This window comes from Fictibacillus nanhaiensis (assembly GCF_019801215.1).
GTDB lineage: Bacteria > Bacillota > Bacilli > Bacillales > Fictibacillaceae > Fictibacillus > Fictibacillus nanhaiensis_C.
Genome location: NZ_JAHVJO010000001.1, coordinates 123,407 through 140,991, shown reverse-complemented (window position 1 = coordinate 140,991; position 17,585 = coordinate 123,407). Strand labels below are relative to the sequence as shown.

The 17,585-nt window shown below is 38.2% G+C and carries 17 protein-coding genes; 2 read left to right on the top strand and 15 right to left on the bottom strand.

The annotated features are described in order from the left end of the window. Positions 1-14 precede the first annotated feature (14 nt). From murC to KUV80_RS00695, 7 genes are all read right to left on the bottom strand, one after another. Positions 15-1,322, bottom strand: coding sequence for a UDP-N-acetylmuramate--L-alanine ligase (gene murC / locus KUV80_RS00725; RefSeq protein ID WP_222460780.1), 1,308 nt, complete (start codon positions 1,320-1,322; stop codon positions 15-17). Positions 1,323-1,567: 245 nt separating this feature from the next. Next, on the bottom strand, positions 1,568-2,665 hold the full coding sequence (locus KUV80_RS00720) for a nicotinate phosphoribosyltransferase (protein ID WP_222460779.1): 1,098 nt from the start codon (positions 2,663-2,665) through the stop codon (positions 1,568-1,570). 124 nt (positions 2,666-2,789) lie between these two features. Beyond that, positions 2,790-5,465 (bottom strand): DNA translocase FtsK, encoded by a 2,676-nt coding sequence (locus tag KUV80_RS00715; RefSeq protein WP_222460778.1) that lies wholly within the window; start codon positions 5,463-5,465, stop codon positions 2,790-2,792. Positions 5,466-5,604: 139 nt separating this feature from the next. Then, positions 5,605-6,417, bottom strand: a complete 813-nt coding sequence (locus KUV80_RS00710; RefSeq protein WP_246624994.1) for a DUF1444 family protein — start codon at positions 6,415-6,417, stop codon at positions 5,605-5,607. Positions 6,418-6,489: 72 nt separating this feature from the next. Beyond that, positions 6,490-6,915 carry a preQ(1) synthase gene (queF, locus tag KUV80_RS00705; protein WP_222460777.1) on the bottom strand — a complete coding sequence of 142 codons (426 nt, stop codon included), beginning with the start codon at positions 6,913-6,915 and terminating at the stop codon, positions 6,490-6,492. Positions 6,916-6,981: 66 nt separating this feature from the next. Continuing rightward, complete coding sequence (locus KUV80_RS00700; RefSeq protein ID WP_222460776.1) at positions 6,982-7,308, bottom strand: thioredoxin family protein; 327 nt, start codon at positions 7,306-7,308, stop codon at positions 6,982-6,984. A 12-nt stretch (positions 7,309-7,320) separates the two neighbouring features. Beyond that, positions 7,321-8,328, bottom strand: coding sequence for a PTS transporter subunit IIC (locus KUV80_RS00695; protein ID WP_222460775.1), 1,008 nt, complete (start codon positions 8,326-8,328; stop codon positions 7,321-7,323). 168 nt (positions 8,329-8,496) lie between these two features. Here KUV80_RS00695 and KUV80_RS00690 point away from each other — a divergent pair, with 168 nt between their 5' ends. Next, on the top strand, positions 8,497-10,653 hold the full coding sequence (locus KUV80_RS00690; RefSeq protein WP_222460774.1) for a methyl-accepting chemotaxis protein: 2,157 nt from the start codon (positions 8,497-8,499) through the stop codon (positions 10,651-10,653). Between the two features lie 33 nt (positions 10,654-10,686). Here KUV80_RS00690 and mltG read toward each other — a convergent pair whose 3' ends face one another. The 6 genes from mltG to queD all read right to left on the bottom strand — a co-directional run bounded on the left by mltG (position 10,687) and on the right by queD (position 15,380). Beyond that, entirely contained in the window at positions 10,687-11,712 is a 1,026-nt protein-coding gene (mltG, locus tag KUV80_RS00685) for an endolytic transglycosylase MltG (RefSeq protein WP_222460773.1), read from the bottom strand. A gap of 109 nt (positions 11,713-11,821) precedes the next feature. Further along, entirely contained in the window at positions 11,822-12,337 is a 516-nt protein-coding gene (locus KUV80_RS00680; RefSeq protein ID WP_222460772.1) for a DUF84 family protein, read from the bottom strand. 10 nt (positions 12,338-12,347) lie between these two features. Beyond that, positions 12,348-13,418 (bottom strand): M42 family metallopeptidase, encoded by a 1,071-nt coding sequence (locus KUV80_RS00675; protein ID WP_222460771.1) that lies wholly within the window; start codon positions 13,416-13,418, stop codon positions 12,348-12,350. 79 nt (positions 13,419-13,497) lie between these two features. Beyond that, positions 13,498-14,181 carry a 7-cyano-7-deazaguanine synthase QueC gene (gene queC, locus KUV80_RS00670; protein ID WP_222460770.1) on the bottom strand — a complete coding sequence of 228 codons (684 nt, stop codon included), beginning with the start codon at positions 14,179-14,181 and terminating at the stop codon, positions 13,498-13,500. A 1-nt stretch (position 14,182) separates the two neighbouring features. Beyond that, positions 14,183-14,911, bottom strand: a complete 729-nt coding sequence (locus tag KUV80_RS00665; RefSeq protein WP_222460769.1) for a 7-carboxy-7-deazaguanine synthase QueE — start codon at positions 14,909-14,911, stop codon at positions 14,183-14,185. Then, positions 14,898-15,380 carry a 6-carboxytetrahydropterin synthase QueD gene (gene queD / locus KUV80_RS00660; protein ID WP_222460768.1) on the bottom strand — a complete coding sequence of 161 codons (483 nt, stop codon included), beginning with the start codon at positions 15,378-15,380 and terminating at the stop codon, positions 14,898-14,900. The genes KUV80_RS00665 and queD overlap by 14 nt, the downstream gene beginning before the upstream one ends. A gap of 279 nt (positions 15,381-15,659) precedes the next feature. On the opposite strand from queD, the gene KUV80_RS00655 reads away from it, so the two are divergent. Continuing rightward, positions 15,660-15,965 carry a PepSY domain-containing protein gene (locus tag KUV80_RS00655; RefSeq protein WP_222460767.1) on the top strand — a complete coding sequence of 102 codons (306 nt, stop codon included), beginning with the start codon at positions 15,660-15,662 and terminating at the stop codon, positions 15,963-15,965. A 44-nt stretch (positions 15,966-16,009) separates the two neighbouring features. Here KUV80_RS00655 and KUV80_RS00650 read toward each other — a convergent pair whose 3' ends face one another. Together KUV80_RS00650 and KUV80_RS00645 are read right to left on the bottom strand one after the other, a co-directional pair. Continuing rightward, positions 16,010-16,546 carry a hypothetical protein gene (locus tag KUV80_RS00650; RefSeq protein ID WP_222460766.1) on the bottom strand — a complete coding sequence of 179 codons (537 nt, stop codon included), beginning with the start codon at positions 16,544-16,546 and terminating at the stop codon, positions 16,010-16,012. Between the two features lie 123 nt (positions 16,547-16,669). Continuing rightward, positions 16,670-17,512 carry a YtnP family quorum-quenching lactonase gene (locus tag KUV80_RS00645; protein WP_222460765.1) on the bottom strand — a complete coding sequence of 281 codons (843 nt, stop codon included), beginning with the start codon at positions 17,510-17,512 and terminating at the stop codon, positions 16,670-16,672. Between the last annotated feature and the right edge of the window lie 73 nt (positions 17,513-17,585).

The following is a 17,585-nucleotide window of genomic DNA, read 5'->3' as shown; positions in this document are numbered from 1 at the left end:
AGGCAAGTCTTTTCCTATGGTGTTGCTGTAAGTGTATCTTCGTAAGCTCTCTGAAACTTTTGGATATCTCCTGCTCCCATAAATAGAAGCACTCCGTTATCAAACTTCTTAAGAACGTTCATTTTATCTTCTGTAATCAATTGCGCATTTGGAATCTTTTCTCTTAGATTCTCTATTGATAGATTTCCTGCATTTTCTCTAGCCGAACCAAATATATCACACAAATACACATGATCGGCTTCACTTAAGCTTTCAGCAAATTCATCTAAGAAGGTTTTTGTCCGCGTAAAGGTATGAGGCTGAAAGATAGCGACTACTTCCCTGTTTTTGTATTTGTATTTGGTCGCTTCAATCGTTGCTTTGATTTCTGTCGGATGATGAGCATAGTCATCAATCAAAATTTGATCTCCAACTGGCTTTTCAGAAAAACGACGTTTAACGCCTGTAAAGTTTTTTAGTTGTTCTTTGATGATATCCATCGGTAACGTTTCATAATGACAGATCGCAATAACGGCAAGTGCGTTTAATACGTTATGCGTTCCGAAACCAGGAATTTGGAACGACCCATAAAAGGTGTTGCGGACAAACACATCAAACGTTGTTCCTTCATCACCACGTTTAATGTTTTTTGCCTGAAAGTCATTATGATCTCCAAGTCCATAGAATACCACTGGAACTTGTGCATGAATTTCTTGAAGATTCGCATCATCCCCACAAGCGATAATCGCTTTTTTCACTTGCATGGCCATTTGTTGAAAAGCACTGATAACATCCTTTAAATCAGAAAAATAGTCTGGATGATCAAAATCGATATTCGTGATGATCGCATAATCTGGTTCATACGACAGGAAATGCCTGCGATATTCACATGCTTCAAACACAAAGTACTCACTATCTTTGCTTCCTTTGCCCGTTCCATCCCCAATAAGGAATGATGTCGGCTTTGCTGCACCTACAACATGCGCAAGCAATCCAGTTGTTGAAGTTTTCCCATGTGATCCAGTAACAGCGATTGAAGTGAAATTCGAAAGGAATTCGCCTAAAAAATGATGATACCTGTGAATCGGTATCTTCTTTTCATTTGCTTCTTGAATCTCTTCATGATGTTCACCAAATGCATTACCAGCGATAATGGTTTGACCTTCTTGGATATTATTTTTGTCAAATGGAAAAACGGAAATGTTTTTCTCTTCTAATGCTGCCTGTGTAAAAATGTATTGAGAAATATCAGATCCTTGTACATCATGACCCATGTCATGAAGGATTTGTGCCAGCGGGCTCATCCCTGTCCCTTTAATTCCAATAAAATGGTATTGTGTCATGTAAAGCCCTCCACAAAAAGAACACCTTCTAAAAGGCCTATTTGTATTATTATATGCCTGATTACTTGAATGGTTATCTGTTACATAAGTACTCAAGACTTGATTTTAAATACTTGAACCATTATAGCAAATATCTAGTCTCATCACCATGATAGGAGAATGATAAAGTTCTATCATAATAAAATAGTGATCATCTTTCCTATTTTGTGCAACTTCTCGAAAAAAATGAATGTCTATTAATTTGGCTATTCTACAAGCTCAAGTCTTGGATTATGGCGATATATTCTTCCTGCCTTTGCTTGATGATTATCATGCATCAGTACATTATCACCTGTAAATCCGATGTTGATTTTTAATAAGTTGCTTCCTACACCATAAATATCTACCGGAACTTTTTGCTCCTCAAATTGTTCTATCCTTTCTTTTTTGAATCCTCCGCTTACTACAATTTTCACATGGTGAAACCCTTCAGCATCTAATGCCTGTCTAAGTGCAAAGATCAATTCTGGGTTAACACCTCTTGGATCAAACGAACCTAATACATCAGGATTTCTAAAGAAATATTGATCGACCATTGTTCGGGAAGTATCAACCCTTACCCCTTTTAGCGTCTCGCCAAACTCTCTTGCTACTTTAAGGGCATCTGTAATTACATCATTATTGTAATCTACAAGAGAGATAAGATCGTCATTAGGATACTTTGCATGATATGCTTTGGTCGCTTCTACAATGTCACCGTTAAATATTTGAATGAGAGCATGAGGCATTGTCCCCATTCCTTTTTTGCCCCACCATTCGTTCATGGCATGTGTCGCTTGAGCAGTGGAACCGCCGATGTATGACGCATACCCATCACCAGCCTGTTGCGCAAAATGGTCATCTCTATCACCCATAAATATAACAGGCTTTTGTATGCCAGATTTACTCGCAGCCTTAACGACATTATAGACGTTCGTAGCAACTGACGTTCTTCTGGCAAGGATTCCATCGATCATGCCTTCTAAAAAACCAAAGTTCTGATAAGGCCCTTTTATCGTAAGTACAGTTTCGAACGGCGAGATTTTATCTCCATCTTTTAACGAGTAGATCTCTAGTGTGTCTGGATCCTTAGCAAATGTTTTAATAAGGGCGATCGCTTCGTCTGTTCCGCACAATACTGCTTCACTTTTTTGAAAAAATTGCATCGTTATTAAATTATCCGGTTTAAATGATTCTACAATCTCACATGTTTTTAAAAAATATACAGCTGAGAACCATCCTTCACCGATTCTTTCATCAAATTTAAACGTTTTATTTGTAAGCCGCTTAATTTTTCCTTGCAGCTTCAATTCTATTTCTTTCATGTATTTACCCCTCATAGCTTTTTCATACATAAAAACTAGGGATCTATTCCCCACACTATAATAGCCGACAAGTCCTAATAACTCAAGAAAAAGCTGATGGATTGACCATCAGCTTAAACTTTTATTATTCTACTTGACTATATAATCGATTCTCTAATTCTTCTTGAGTAAGAAGCACATGTCTTGGCTTACTTCCCATCGCTTCAGACACTAATCCGAAGCCCTCCATCATATCGACAAGTCTTGCTGCCCGGTTGTATCCGATTCTGAATCGGCGCTGAAGACTAGATGAAGACGCCGCTCCTACTTCAATAACATAATAGCAAGCATCCTCAAAAAGTTCATCTTCCACTTCTGTATTTTGCTGATGTTGTATCAAGTCTTCACGGGAAAATAAGTAATCGGTCTTATATTCTTCTTTTACATATCGTGTAACTTCTTCTATTTCTTCATCAGAAACAAAAGTTCCTTGTATCCGTACGGCTTTATTAGAACCGTTCTCCATGAAGAGCATATCACCGCGTCCTAACAGTCTTTCAGCTCCACTCATATCTAAAATAGTACGAGAATCGATAGCCGATGAAACGGCAAACGCAGTTCGTGTAGGAACGTTCGCTTTTATTAATCCTGTAATCACGTCAACGGATGGACGCTGGGTAGCTAAAAGCAGATGGATGCCGCACGCCCTAGCCTTTTGAGCTATCCTGCAAATGGCTTCCTCCACTTCCTGAGGAGACACCATCATCAAATCAGCAAGCTCATCAATCACAACTACGATATATGGCATTTTATTTTGAAAATGTCTTTCTTCTTCCATCTTCTCGTTATATCGTTTGATCTCCCGGACACCTGTTTTAGCAAATTCTTCATATCGTCTTTCCATTTCTTCAACAGCCCATTTTAATGCTGCGGTAGCTTCCTTTGCATCTGTGATTACCGGGGTTACAAGATGCGGAATATGATTGTATGGAGCTAATTCAACCATTTTAGGATCTACTAAAAGCAATCGAACATCCTCAGGTTTCGCTTTATATAATAAGCTGATCAGAATGGAATTGATACACACACTCTTCCCTGACCCTGTTGCACCTGCAATTAATCCATGAGGCATTTTTTGCAGATCAGTCACAACAGGAGCTCCTGAAATATCTAACCCAAGCGCAACCGTTAAAGAAGACGCTGAATCCTTAAAGACGTTTTGTTCGATAATCTCTCGTAAAAAAACAGCCCGGCTATGCTGATTCGGCACTTCAATGCCTATCGCGTTCTTACCCGGAATTGGTGCTTCAATTCGAATATCTCTAGCTGCCAAACTCAGCTTAATATCATCGGTTAAATTCGTGATCTTATTTACTTTTACCCCTGGTGCAGGCTGTACTTCAAACCTTGTTACAGCAGGACCTTTTGTCATGTGTACCACTTTTGCATTCACATTGAAATTTTCGAGTGTCGACTGTAATGTCTCCTTTTGTTCGTTTAGCCAAATATCGTCATCTTCAAGTGATACCTTTGCTTTATTTAAAAAGGATAATGGTACACATAATGATTGTTCTTCATTTCCATTTTTATGCTGTTCTGTAACACCTGTTGGTGATGAAGGCCTCACAGACGGCTGTTCTGTTTTCGGTCGTGCCGATTGGTTCATATTTGTTTGTCTATCTTTCTTAAGCATAAGGACGTTAAACGGAACGTACTGACCGCCACTTTTCATCGGCTCGCGTTTAGTTTGAGGGATGACCTCCTGGATTTGTTGCTTATGTTGCTCTTGTTGATCTTGTTGCTTTTGTGGTTCCTGTGGTTCTCGTTCCTCCGCTACATTTTCATGATGTACGTCAGAGATAATAGGTGGATTATACTCTTCAAAAACGGTATTTTCATTTGATTCCGCTTCTTCTTCTTCTTCGGTGTAACTATCAACATTCTCATCACGTTCAAAAGATCGTTCTTGCTCTGGAATAAGATCAATATTACCTTGTGTTTGGATAGTAGTTGGTTTATCATCACGTACTTCTTGCTCGGTGAAAGCTTGTTCGCATATAGTTTCTTCATTAGTAATCAATGGTTCTTCATTTGTGAAAACACGATCATCTGGTGAAATCATAGCTTCTTGTTCTGGAACTGCAGGCAATGATTTCTCTACACTTTGTAACAGTTCTTCCGCTACGGAATTTGGAGGTGGAATATCTCTGCCGATGAATAAAATACCTTCAGGTTTACGTTTTCCAAAACCATAAACGGGAGATGGCACATCTGTTGGTGTAAACCTCGATTTAACTTCCGGAACTTGATTCTTTGTTTCGTCTGACCTATCTAACAAACTTTTATTTTTCTTCTCATAACCGTATACCGGTGATGGCACATGTGTTGGTTTAAAAGCAGGTCGTTTTGTTTGTTGAGGCTTGGTATCTGGCTTTGTGGTAGATCTTCTCGTTTCATTTTGGATGGGTCGTCTTTCTTCATTTCTTACTTGTACATTTTCATTGTTGCTGGTTCTTGGCTGATATGTATTTCGCTCTCCGGGCGGTTTAATCGTTTTTTGATCAGGTATGACAGGAAAGCGAAAAGGACCGTTCTCAGGGTACTTGTGAAGCATCTTTGCTGGATGCTGGTTATGATTTTGAGCAGGCTTTCTTCCTCCATTTTTTAATGTTGGAGTTCTGGTTGGCTTAGAATCCGTAACCTTCTTATTTTCCGGTGCACTTTGTTTTTTTAAAGGCTTATCGTCTTTTTGTTCGTAAAAGGAGTCATCTTCATTTTCATCATCAAAAAAGGTATTCATTAATTTTTTTATCCAACTCATTTTCTCACCTATTCCTGTTGGTTGTTTCTTTATTGTAGCGAAAATAGAAGAGAAACAATAGTCTAAATATTTCCGAAAAGCACATACAGACTAAGAAAAGAAGATTAAAGCCACTAGATGGTTTCTAGCGGCTCTGCAACTACTCTTTCGTTTCATCTTCTACTGGCTTGTTTTTAGCCAAAATAAACACTGGTTCGAGTTCTTTATTTTCATAGATAAAGGGTAATGCGGTAACGGGTACACGTCCATTCATGAAAAACTGCATCGCCATTTGGGCCAAAATGTCATAACCCTGTTTATTCTGAATGTCCGCAATAATCAACACATCTTGATGGGGAACGGCTACAGCCATTTCACCCGAGATCAGCTTTTTCATTTCTTCTAAGAAATTTGTGTTTAGAATCCTGCTCGCATCATATCCATCATTATGATTTAAAAAGAAAAAGGTATTCCCTGCGACCTTGTCCTGTTTATACGTGGTCAACAATCGCTTAACATTAAATTTAGCTGCATCAACAACCTGAGCCGGCTCAACCTTTAACTCCTTTATTTTAGGATTCGTCAAAAGTTTATACGTTTTGCCTAGGTCTAAAGCATAATATATTCTCGTTTCAGCTGTGTGCTCTTGATAAAAAAGCTTTTCACCCTCTGGCGTTTCAGCAGGAAAGGAAGCAGAGCGAATTACAGGAAAAATACGAGACAATGCATCTCCATCCGTTGTGTGACGAGCAGCTTTTAGTCCTTCTTCAACATAATAGACTAAGTTTCCTAAAAGCTCATCTTTTTCTTTTTCCCACTTAGCACTTAAACCGCCTAAAGAGAGAGAGACCCCTTTTCCAGTTTGTGTATCTGTTATTCTTAACGTTTCTTCTTCTCTTAAATATGTTATTTCACGATCATCATTTGAAAGTCTTCGTTCTAATTCGTTCTTTAGTTTCAATGTATTACTCAAAATGAAGATCCTCCTTTCGCTTGTTTTGAGTACCAATCAACGTGAAAAACCTCCATTTGGAGGTTTTTTCTTTTATTTGCTGCTATCTTCTTTATATTCAACAACTACTTCAGTTCCTAAACCGCCTCGAGCATTCCAGTTACCTGTAACTTTTAAATATTTAGGATTTAAGAGTTTTACCAAGTCTTCTTTAATACGATTGGTTGCATGCTCTTGGTATATTCCTACATTTCGATAAGATGTTAAATAATACTTTAAAGACTTCATTTCTACAAGATCTTTGTTCGGAATATAACTTATGATGATATCCGCAAAATCAGGCAGACCAGACCAAGGACAGACAGATGTAAATTCTGTAGTTGGTATCGTCACCATCGTCTCTTTACCTACATATTCAAAAGGAATCGTTTCTAATATATCGACCAAAATAACATTCTCATCTTGTATATCAAAACGAATTCCTTCGTATTTACTGTGATTTACTTCAACTTTTGCCATTCTCAAATACTTCCTTTCAACTATAAAATGTATCGTTATTTTAGTATTATAACATACACATTTGTCCTATTTTGCTTGAATGTTTAACTCTTCTAGAAAGGATACAATCTGGTCTTTTGTTTTTCTTTCTTTATTAACATAGCGTCCGATCTCACTGCCATCTTTAAAAACCACAAAACTCGGAATACCAAAAATATCAAGCTCCTGACAAAGCTCAATATGTGCATCCCTATCCACGTAAATAAAGTTTAATGAAGAGAATTCTTCTTCAATCTCAGGAAGAATGGGTTTGATGACTACACAATCCGGGCACCAGTCAGCTGAAAACACTGCAACATTGACTCCAGAAGATATCTTTGAATGAAATTGCTCTATTGATTGTATATGTTCCATATTGAGTACTCCTTATTGATTCAGCTTCATATCGCCGAATTTAATATGTCCTGATTTTCTTAGCCACTCAGATACGAGCAAACTAATAAGTATCGGACCAACAAAATGCAAAATAAATATAGCAAGAAATGTTTCAAAGGTAAAGCCCATCGTCCTGAGCGTCATAATCTGCCCAACTAGACCGCTTGTCCCCATCCCAGCACCTGCTGGTATATTTTCCATTTGAAAATACAAGGTTCCGATTGGAGCTAATAGAATTGCTGCAACAGTCGGAGGAATGATGATATAGGGATTTTTCACGACATTTGGAAACTGAAGTTTAGATGTTCCGATTCCTTGAGTTAACCAACCTCCAAACCCGTTTTCTCTAAAACTGCTTGTCGCAAAACCAACCATCTGTGCCGCACAACCTATAGTAGCTGCTCCAGCTGCTATTCCTTCAAGTCCCAGCATCATGGCAATAGCTGCTGATGAAATAGGCCCTGTAAGCGCAAAGCCTAGTAAGACCGCAACTAAAATCCCCATGATCAAGGGTCTTTGCTCTGTAGACCACATAACAAGCTGACCAAATGCTTTCATAAACTGATCAATTCCTGGTCCAATAAAACTTGCAACGGAAAATCCTATTAAGATCGTAACAGCAGGTGTAACTAAAATATCAAACTTTGTTTCACCAGAGACAAGCTTGCCCACTTCAACAGCAATAACAGCAGCAACATAACATCCTGCAACACTGCCAAGTTCAGCACCAGCAGCTCCAGCGATACCTGCTGAAAAAAGAACGAGTGGCGGAGCTTTTAATCCATAAGCGACAGCTGTACCAATAACTGGACCCATGAGTGTCATGGCTAATTGTCCCATCGTTACAAAAAAAGGAACAGAAAGCTGCTCCCCTATTGTTTTAAAAATAAGCCCTATAACAAGAGAAGCCATCAAACCTAAAGCGAAATATTGAAAGCCAGTAATCAGGTAAACCTTAGGCGAAAGACTTACTCCTTTTTTATGTAAAAATTCTCGCATTTTCTTTCTCCTTTTTTTCATGATGTATAACATGTCCCTAAAACATTATATCTTGTTTTTAAAAGGTGTAAAGACACATGTCAATATAAATAAATGATGCGTATTTTCTTTTGTTGCAAAACTATAAAAATTAAAAAAAATGCCGATAAAATAACGGGGGGAATGGAAATGAATATGACGATTCGAAAAAGAGTAAAATTGATGCTCCTTATCAGTTTAGCCGGAATGATCGTATTACTTGCATTTATCGGTTTATTTTTATGGCAGAACACACAGATGGAACAGGAAAAAGAAAGCGTACAGAAAGCGTTTCTATCAAGTAACAACGTTCGAAGTTCATTTAATGAAGTTAGAAAACTCGAACAGGAATATTTGCGAAATCCGAGCGCTGACTCCAAACAGAACGTTCTGACATACTTAAAATCATTGCAGAACGAGACAAGCAAACTAGCAAAAGAAACGGAAAAGCAATCATTTAAAGGGATTGAAAAGGATTTAACGTCGTATCAAACATCCTTTCAATCTGCAACTGCCTTGACTAGCCAGCTCAACTCGTTAAAGCAATTGATGGCAGACACTTCTAATACGTTTGCAGAAACCGTTAAAGCGATGAATGACCAACCTCTACTCATACAGTTGCTGCAAATGCAGACCTATGAAAAAGATATACATATTAAATATGAAAGCAGCACCGTTGTGAAGTTCAAAGAAAGTGCAGCAGCATTTGATAAGATGCTTGATGAGAAAAAATTGCCTCCTGAGCAGCTATCAGATTTTAAAGCAAACCTTTTAAAATATACAAATTCAGCAGATACCATCCAAAACATTACGAAAAGAATCGATGATGATATTAAGAATTTCGAAAAAATTGCAGGCGGTGTAGACAAATCAACCTTAAATGTTCAGAAATCGCTGCAAAAAGAGAGTATCGCACTTTCAGAAAAGCAAAGTTCCGTTAAATTATGGCTTACTCTATTTTTAATCGTTCTTAGTGTCATCATTTTAGTCATTTTGGGTGTGATAGGAGTCTGGTTGTTACGCTCCATTCAATCTTCTATTTCAGTACTAAAAGAAGGAGCTACCATCATTGGTGAAGGAGATCTTTCATACCGCGTACAAACCCAATCTAAAGATGAAATGGCAGAACTTGCACAAACCTTTAATGCAATGGCAGAAAAAATGCAAAAATCTATGAATGAAGTAAGGCAAGCAGCTGAGAAACTAACGGGTTCTTCTCAAAATCTTGCAGCTGTGTCAGAAGAGACAACAGCTCAAAGTGATGAAGTTACAGAAGCCATCACTCAAGTAGCATTAGGTGCACAAAGCCAGGCAAATCATCTCCATGAATGTACTGTGTTGTTGACTGGGGTTACAGAGTCTATCAAAGAAACGGCAAGTATTAGTGATGAAATTTCAGTTGATGCTCAAAAAGCAGAAAACGAAGGAAAAGCTGGATCAGATATCGTTCAGCAACTAAATACACATTCTGAGCAATTCTTACAATTAGCACAAAGTTTAATCTCAGAAATTCAGCATGCAAGTCAGCAATCGAAGCAAATTAACTCAATCGTTGAAACCATTCAAGAAATTGCCGGCAGCACAGATCTACTTGCGCTTAATGCTGCTATTGAATCGGCAAGAGCAGGTGAAGCAGGGAGAGGGTTCTCTGTTGTAGCAAGTGAAGTAAGAAAACTCGCAGAACGCTCAAAGAATGAAGCACTTAGAATTCAGCAGCTTGTAAAATCAATGACAAGCCAGATGGAACTTTTATCAAAAGAAACGGTTCGTTTCGAACAATACAGAAACGACCAACAAATCTCTGTACAGCAAACCGAACAAGCCTTTACAAGTATCATTCATAATGTATCCAAAATAAATGGCAGAATAACTCAAGTTAAAGGTGCTATTGCGAAAGTTGATTCTGCAAACGAGAACTTGACTGAAAAATTATTTGAAGTAAGTGCTATTTCTGAAGAGTCTGTTGCAACAAGCGAACAAGTCAGTGCTTCAAGCATTCATCAGAAAGAAGCTATTCATCAAGTAAATCTAGCAGCAACTGATTTGCAGGAGATTGCACTCATTCTTCAACAGGAAGTGGATCAATTCCATTTAGGTGAACTAGAAATTCCTAACGAAGAAGTCGAGGTATTAAATAATTTTCTGGAAGTGGCCGCCACACTTGATGAAAACGATAGCACAGAAGCCCCTTTCCTCGAAGAAGAAATTCAAGAGGGAACCGAAGAACAAAATGAGGATACAGTTGTACGTTATGACCTAGATGGTGATGATCATTATACGGAGAATGATGAGGATGAAAAAAAATAGGACAACTCTAAAACCCGGTGTTTATACCGGGTTTTAGTAATTCCCGCTTAATCTTGTATACTTTCTGTGTTCTTTATATGTTTTAGAAAAGTAATGACTCCACGTCCCATCCTGTTTGGCTACAAAATAATAATAATCGTGTTTTTCCGGATCTGCAGCCGCTTTTAATGAAACAAGACCGGGACTTGCTATAGGGCCAGGAGGCAATCCAGCATGCAAATATGTATTGTATGGACTCTTTATTTTTAAGTCTTTCCGCCGCAATGATGCTCTTGGTTTATCTAACAAGTATTGGACAGTTGAACATGACTGAAGCTTTTGTCCTTCTTGAATCCTGTTAAAAAAAACACCTGCAACCGTAGGCTTTTCATTATTCAAAAGTGCTTCTTTTTCAATGATTGAAGCAAGTGTGATCCATTCATATGGAGTTTGTCCTGTTTTAATTTTCACTTCATCTGTCTTTTCAATAAAACGATCTGTCATTTGCCGTATAACTTCTATTGCATCCATCTTTTTCTCAAAGTAATAGGTATCCGGAAACAACAAGCCTTCCACCTTAAACTTAATTTCCTTTGTTTGATTTTCATCAGGTATTTTTAATTCTTCTCGCTGATCTTTTGTTAAGTTCATCCAAGATTTGGATTTATCTATAAACACTTCTCTATTTACTATTCCTGCTTCGCTTAATCTGTTCGCAATATCAAGAATCGTGCTGCCCTCAGGAATAATCATTTCCACAGCTGTCGTTTCTTTTTCCAATGTTGAAAGATCTTGAAAAATTTCTTGATAATTTTCACCTTGTTTAATTGTGTGTTCTCCTGCAACGATCCTATCTTTCTTTCCACTAATCTTACCGTACATAAAAAATAGATAGGAGTTCTTTATGACTCCTTCTTTCTCTAGACTTTCAGATAACTTATAGAAATCAACCTTTTGTTTAATCAATATAGGCTTTTCTGCTTTACCTTTTACAGGACCTGTCTCAAACACGATCCAAGAAAGAATAGAAAAGAATAAAACTCCTGCAAGAATTAAAATAGACTTTATAGATAAGTTCACGAATATCCCTCTTACATTTTTGCTTTTAATCTTCCCTACAACTAAAAAATCATGCAAAAAAACATGTCTGACCCTATTGTTTGGTCAAACATGTTTTTTTAAAAGGGTATCACTTATTTCTGATCATATAAATATATTGACCTAAAAGTATAGCAGAGATCTGTGAAAACATTTCGCTTCTTGATAACAAACCGCATGTGAAGACACCTATCGCTCCATCTTTTTTTCTGATTTCTGGATCACTTGTCAACTCACCCATAAGTTTTCCAAGTACTTCACCCTTTTTTAACCCTTGCACGATGTGGTGAGGCAGTAAGATACGAGCTCCTGCCGCAGTAAGCAAAAGGCCGTTTTGGTCACAAACCGCTCCCCAGTTACACAAATAGATGCCATCTTCCATTTCCATCACGCCGCCTTCAAAGCCTAGACCGAGATCGGCACCTTGCCTAACACAATCATCAGCACGGTTTATTGCACCCCTTTTTGTTTCTTCATCCGAAAAAGGTTGTTCAGAAACAAGAGATTCAGCGTGATAACAACTAAGCTCTGAACCTTTAAAATAGTCTAGGAATGGACTAGCAGCTTTTATTTTTGCCGGATTAGCTGACCCGATACCTATTTTCATATGATCATCCTTAACTGTTTTCTAAAATGGTTCGAAGAGTCGATTCGTCAGCGGTTTTTACTAGTTTAATGATAAGTTCTTTTGCAGCTGCGTAATCATCGATATGAACGATTGAAGCATGTGTGTGAATATAGCGAGAGCATATGCCAACGACCGCTGACGGTACACCGTTTCCAGAAATATGAACGCTGCCTGCGTCAGTGCCACCCTGTGAAATGAAATATTGATAAGGAATGTTATGCGTTTCTGCAGTATCTAGAATGTATTCTCTCATTCCGCGGTGCGTAACCATAGTGCGGTCTAAAATTCGAAGTAAAGCTCCTTTTCCAAGCTGGCCAAATTCGCTTTTATCACCCATCATATCATTTGCAGGACTTGCATCGAGCGCAAAGAATAAGTCTGGCTGGATAAGGTTAGCTGCTGTCTTCGACCCTCTAAGACCTACCTCTTCCTGAACAGTAGCACCACTGTATAGTTCGTTTGGTAATGTTTCGTCTTTTAATTCTTTAAGCAACTCTATAGCAAGTCCAACACCATATCGGTTGTCCCAGGCTTTTGCCATGATTTTTTTCGGGTTAGCCATAGGTGTAAACGGACAAATTGGTACGATTTGCTGACCAGGTCTTACTCCCATCTCATGTACTTCTTTATCGTCATCTGCTCCAATATCAATATACATATTTTTTATTCCCATCGGCCTGTTACGCTGATCCTCTGAGAGTAAATGGGGAGGAGTAGAACCGATAATCCCAGTTATGACATCTCCACGATCTGTATATACATTCACCCTTTGTGCAAGCAGAACCTGACTCCACCAACCGCCAAGCTCCTGAAATTTAAGCATTCCGTTCTTCGTTATTTTCGTAACCATAAACCCGACTTCATCCATGTGTCCGGCAACCATAACCTTAGGACCGCTTCCCTTTTTTACGCCGAATATACCACCAAGCCCGTCCTGTATGATCTCATCTGATACCGGTTCAATTTCTTTTCTGACAAAATGACGAATGTCTCTCTCAAATCCAGGAGCACCTGGCAACTCTGTCAACGTCTTAAATAATGCGAGTGTTTCTTTGTTCATAATAAAAACAACCCCTTTAAAGAATCCTATGTACAGTACACTTACATTGTACACTTTATTCAAAGGGGTTTTCTACGTTTTATGAGTTTTCTGATACTTCATAGGGAATCGGATCTGTTGAACCAGCTTCTTTAAATCCTTTTAGCCGAAGCTGGCAGCTGTCACAATGCCCACAAGCTGCTTCTTTGCCATTGTAACATGAAGTTGTTAGCTCATATGGTACTTCTAGCGACAATCCTTTTTCGATGGTTTCCTTTTTAGAGAGGTTGATTAACGGAGTTTTTACATAAATATTCTTTCCCGTTACACCTGCTTTCGTAGCAAGGTTAATCGTTTCCTCCATACTCTTAATGAACTCAGGGCGACAATCAGGATAACCGCTAAAATCGACTGCGGATACACCCGTGAATACCGCTGTTGCTCCAATTACTTCTGCATAGGCACTAGATAAAGCGAGAAAAATCATGTTTCTCGCTGGAACATACGTTACTGGAATACCTTCATCTGCTTCAATTGGTACATCCACTTTCTCATCTGTTAGTGCACTTCCACCGATATCTTTTAAGAATGTCAGGTCTACGATTCGGTGGTCCGGCACATCATAATATTTTCCGACTTCAATCGCCTGTTCTACTTCTCGATTGTGGCGCTGTCCGTAATGAAACGTGATGGGATACAGTTCATAACCTTCTGCTTTTGCTATTCCCATACATGTTGTACTATCAAGGCCGCCGCTCAACACAATGACTGCTTTTTTATTCATGTTAAACACCTCGCTCATCTGGATGCCAGATTACTTTATGCAGTTGTAAACTTATCTTCCCGTTCGGAAGAGGATCTTTTAATAGTAATTCTACCAATCTTCTAGGCGGCATACTCTCCCAGACAGGACTTACGCTAATCTGTCCATTTCGGTAGTGTTCGTTTACTACTTGTTTTGTAATTTCAAAATCTTCTTCTGAACCTACAACAAATTTAATTTCATCCTGATTTTGGAGCTCTTTAAAATTGTCCATATTCATTTTGTCCATTTCACCCGATGCTGGAAGTTTATAGTCCATCACAAACCTCATTTTTCTTTGAAGTTCTGGGTGCGAATTACGAAGGTTCTCAAATGGCATTAAATCAATGGCTCCATTTGTCTCGATATGAATATCTACAATGTGGGATAAATCTGCCATCGCCAAAAGTAATGCCGCAGACTTTTCACGGTGGATGAGCGGCTCTCCGCCCGTAAAACAGATTCGAGTAGAACGAAACGTTTTAATTGTAGTAATAATTTCTTCGATTGTTGCTTCAAATTCAGGTTTAGCAGGAGCATAACTGTAGGTTGTATCACACCATGTACAACGCAAGTTACAATGGAATACCCTTACAAATACCGTAGGATAACCAGCTTGAAGTCCTTCACCTTCTACAGTTTCAAAGATTTCCACCATTGGAAGTTTCCACTTTTTCCAAACGTCTTTAGATGGCAGATTAAAGCTCTTCATTCTCTACCATCCATTCTCTCTTTATTACGGCAAAGCTAGTCGGAGTTTCAAACAGTTTCAACTCTTCAAGACGATGTCCCTGTGCTGATAACCCTCTCTCGTTAAGGTCGTTATCAATTTGTTCCCACATCCACACGATCATATTTTCTGCCGTTGTATTCATGGGTGGGAGAACTTCATTCAAGTATCTATGATCAAGCTTTTCATCAATTGCTTTTTTAAAGATTTCTTTAATCTCTCCAAAATCCACCGCAATACCGATTTCATTTACATATCCACTCATCGTTATCACAAGCTTATACGTGTGACCATGGAGATTTTTGCACTTTCCTTCATAACAGTGTAAATGATGAGCCGCATCAAATGTGAATTCTTTGCATACAGCAACACGTTTATTGTGATATTTTAACTGGTCACTCGTAATATCGCGGCCAAGTAACTGTACATCTTTTGGAATTTTATAGGTCATTCCAATTCATCCTTTCAATGAGGAGAGCACGAAATAAAGAAAACTGGCTGATGCCAGGCTCTTTCTAGCGTTAGTTGCACGATTATTCATGCAAAAAAATCTCTGCAGAAGCAGAGAGTGTAGATTTCACGCTCCCTAGTTTTGTTTTGAGAGGGGTGGGAATCTCGAACCCTCATCTGTATCATGAGTATCTTAACAAAAACAGACGAGAAAAAGAAGGCTTTTCTTTGTTATACTAAAAATTAGAAAAACGATATTATACATAAGGTGGGAATTTAGATGAAATGGAGAACGATACTTTTTGCCGGTCTTGCTGGTGCATTAGCGGGGTACACAGTTAGCAGAAAAAGAAATGAGTGGATATCACCTGAAAAAGCATTAAACCTTTTAAAAGAAAAAGCAAGTGAGCAATATACCATTACTGGTGCATGGATTTTAGTGAACCGTGAAGAAACACGTGTACATAATCTTCCTCATACTGTTTACAAAGGCGGATTCTCTCACTCAAAACAAGGAAGCGCTGTTCATTATGAATTTTTAGTTGATGCAAGTACCGGGACTCTCTTACAGCTAGAGGCAAAATAAAAAAGGCCCCTTATGGAGTCCGTCCATACAGGGGCTTTCAAACTTTAACGGTAAAGTTTCGTTTGATCGTAGAGATTGTTTTCGATTTTAAATTTCGATGTTAGATATTGGCGCTTTTCCCATACGGTTAAAATAAACATTGGCACGATAATCAACAAGAATAACAATGCCGTAATAACAATAAAGTCCATATGTGTTCCGATTTGAGATTCGTATGCTTTTTTATACTTTAAGATATCCGGATTTGCTTTTGCTACAGCGGCTTCTGCTAATACTTCGTTTTTATCAGGATTGAAAAAAACGAATTGAACGCGGTCAAAATAAAAAATATTGTCTCTAACCGTTTCATAGGATGCAATAGCTACGGTAACCTCAGACGCTTCTAACTCAGAATCTTGATTTGGAAATGATTGCACTTCCGATAATGTCAAAGAACCTTCATTATAATCTTTATGCTCTTTTTTCAAACTTTTTTCGACTGTTTTTTTCATTTCATCTGTAGCCTGATCAGCTAATACGAATGATCCCATGGATAAAAACAGTGCTAAAACGGTAAAAACGGCAATTAACTGTTTTTTCATTTTTTAATCCCCTTTCAATTACCTCTTGCTTGTACTTATCATATAATTTCAAACCTATCATATTTTAACATATTCTGTCGTTTTCGACATTCACTTGTACATGGAAAATTCATGACTTTTTATTCACATTTTAGGGGAACGAGCTATTCTTTCAACGATATGACCATCTTTGTCCCACTTAACAGCCCGGCATATACAGTCATGATAGAAGAAATACCATCTATCTGGTTTGATCCATTTTTGCTTTTCGAAGATCGATGTCATCGGATAATCATCATACGCCAATACCCATAATGGATTATGATGTGCATGTGTAGGCATGATATCACCAAGATGATATATTTTTTCTTCGTCATTTATCGAAATCTCCACAATGGAATGTCCATCGCTGTGACCACCAGTATGTATCATTTTTATTCCTTCTAAAGGTACAATTTCCTTTGTAAATGTTCTTACTTGATGCTCAATAGGGACCCAATTTTCTCGCCAATATGTATTTTGAGAGCGAATGTTTGGATTCTTCAACTCGGACCATTCTATTTCAGATGTGTAGATAACCGCATTCTCAAATACAGGAACTAATTGATTGTCTTTCCATTCTGATAATCCACAGGCATGGTCGAAATGCATATGTGTCATTAGAATAATATCAATATCACTTACAGTTAAGCCTTCTTTTTCAAGGCTCTTCACAATAGAAGACTCTTCTTTTACACCGTAATTTCTTTTTTGTTTATCTGTTAATTTCCCTGCCCCAATCCCGGACTCGATGAGAATATTTTTCCCGCCTATTCCTCGTATGAGTATTGGTTCAGTCCTTAATTCAATTTGATTCTTTTCATTCACTGGATACTTTTTTTCCCACAACGGCTTTGGAACAACACCAAACATTGCGCCCCCATCCATATGAGTAACTCCGCCGTCTAACCACGTTAAACTGACATTACCAACGTTCCACTGATCCATATACCTTTCTCCTTTCTCTTTCATTCTTATATAAGTGTATCATAAGAAACCTGTTACAGAATAAAAGAAAAAA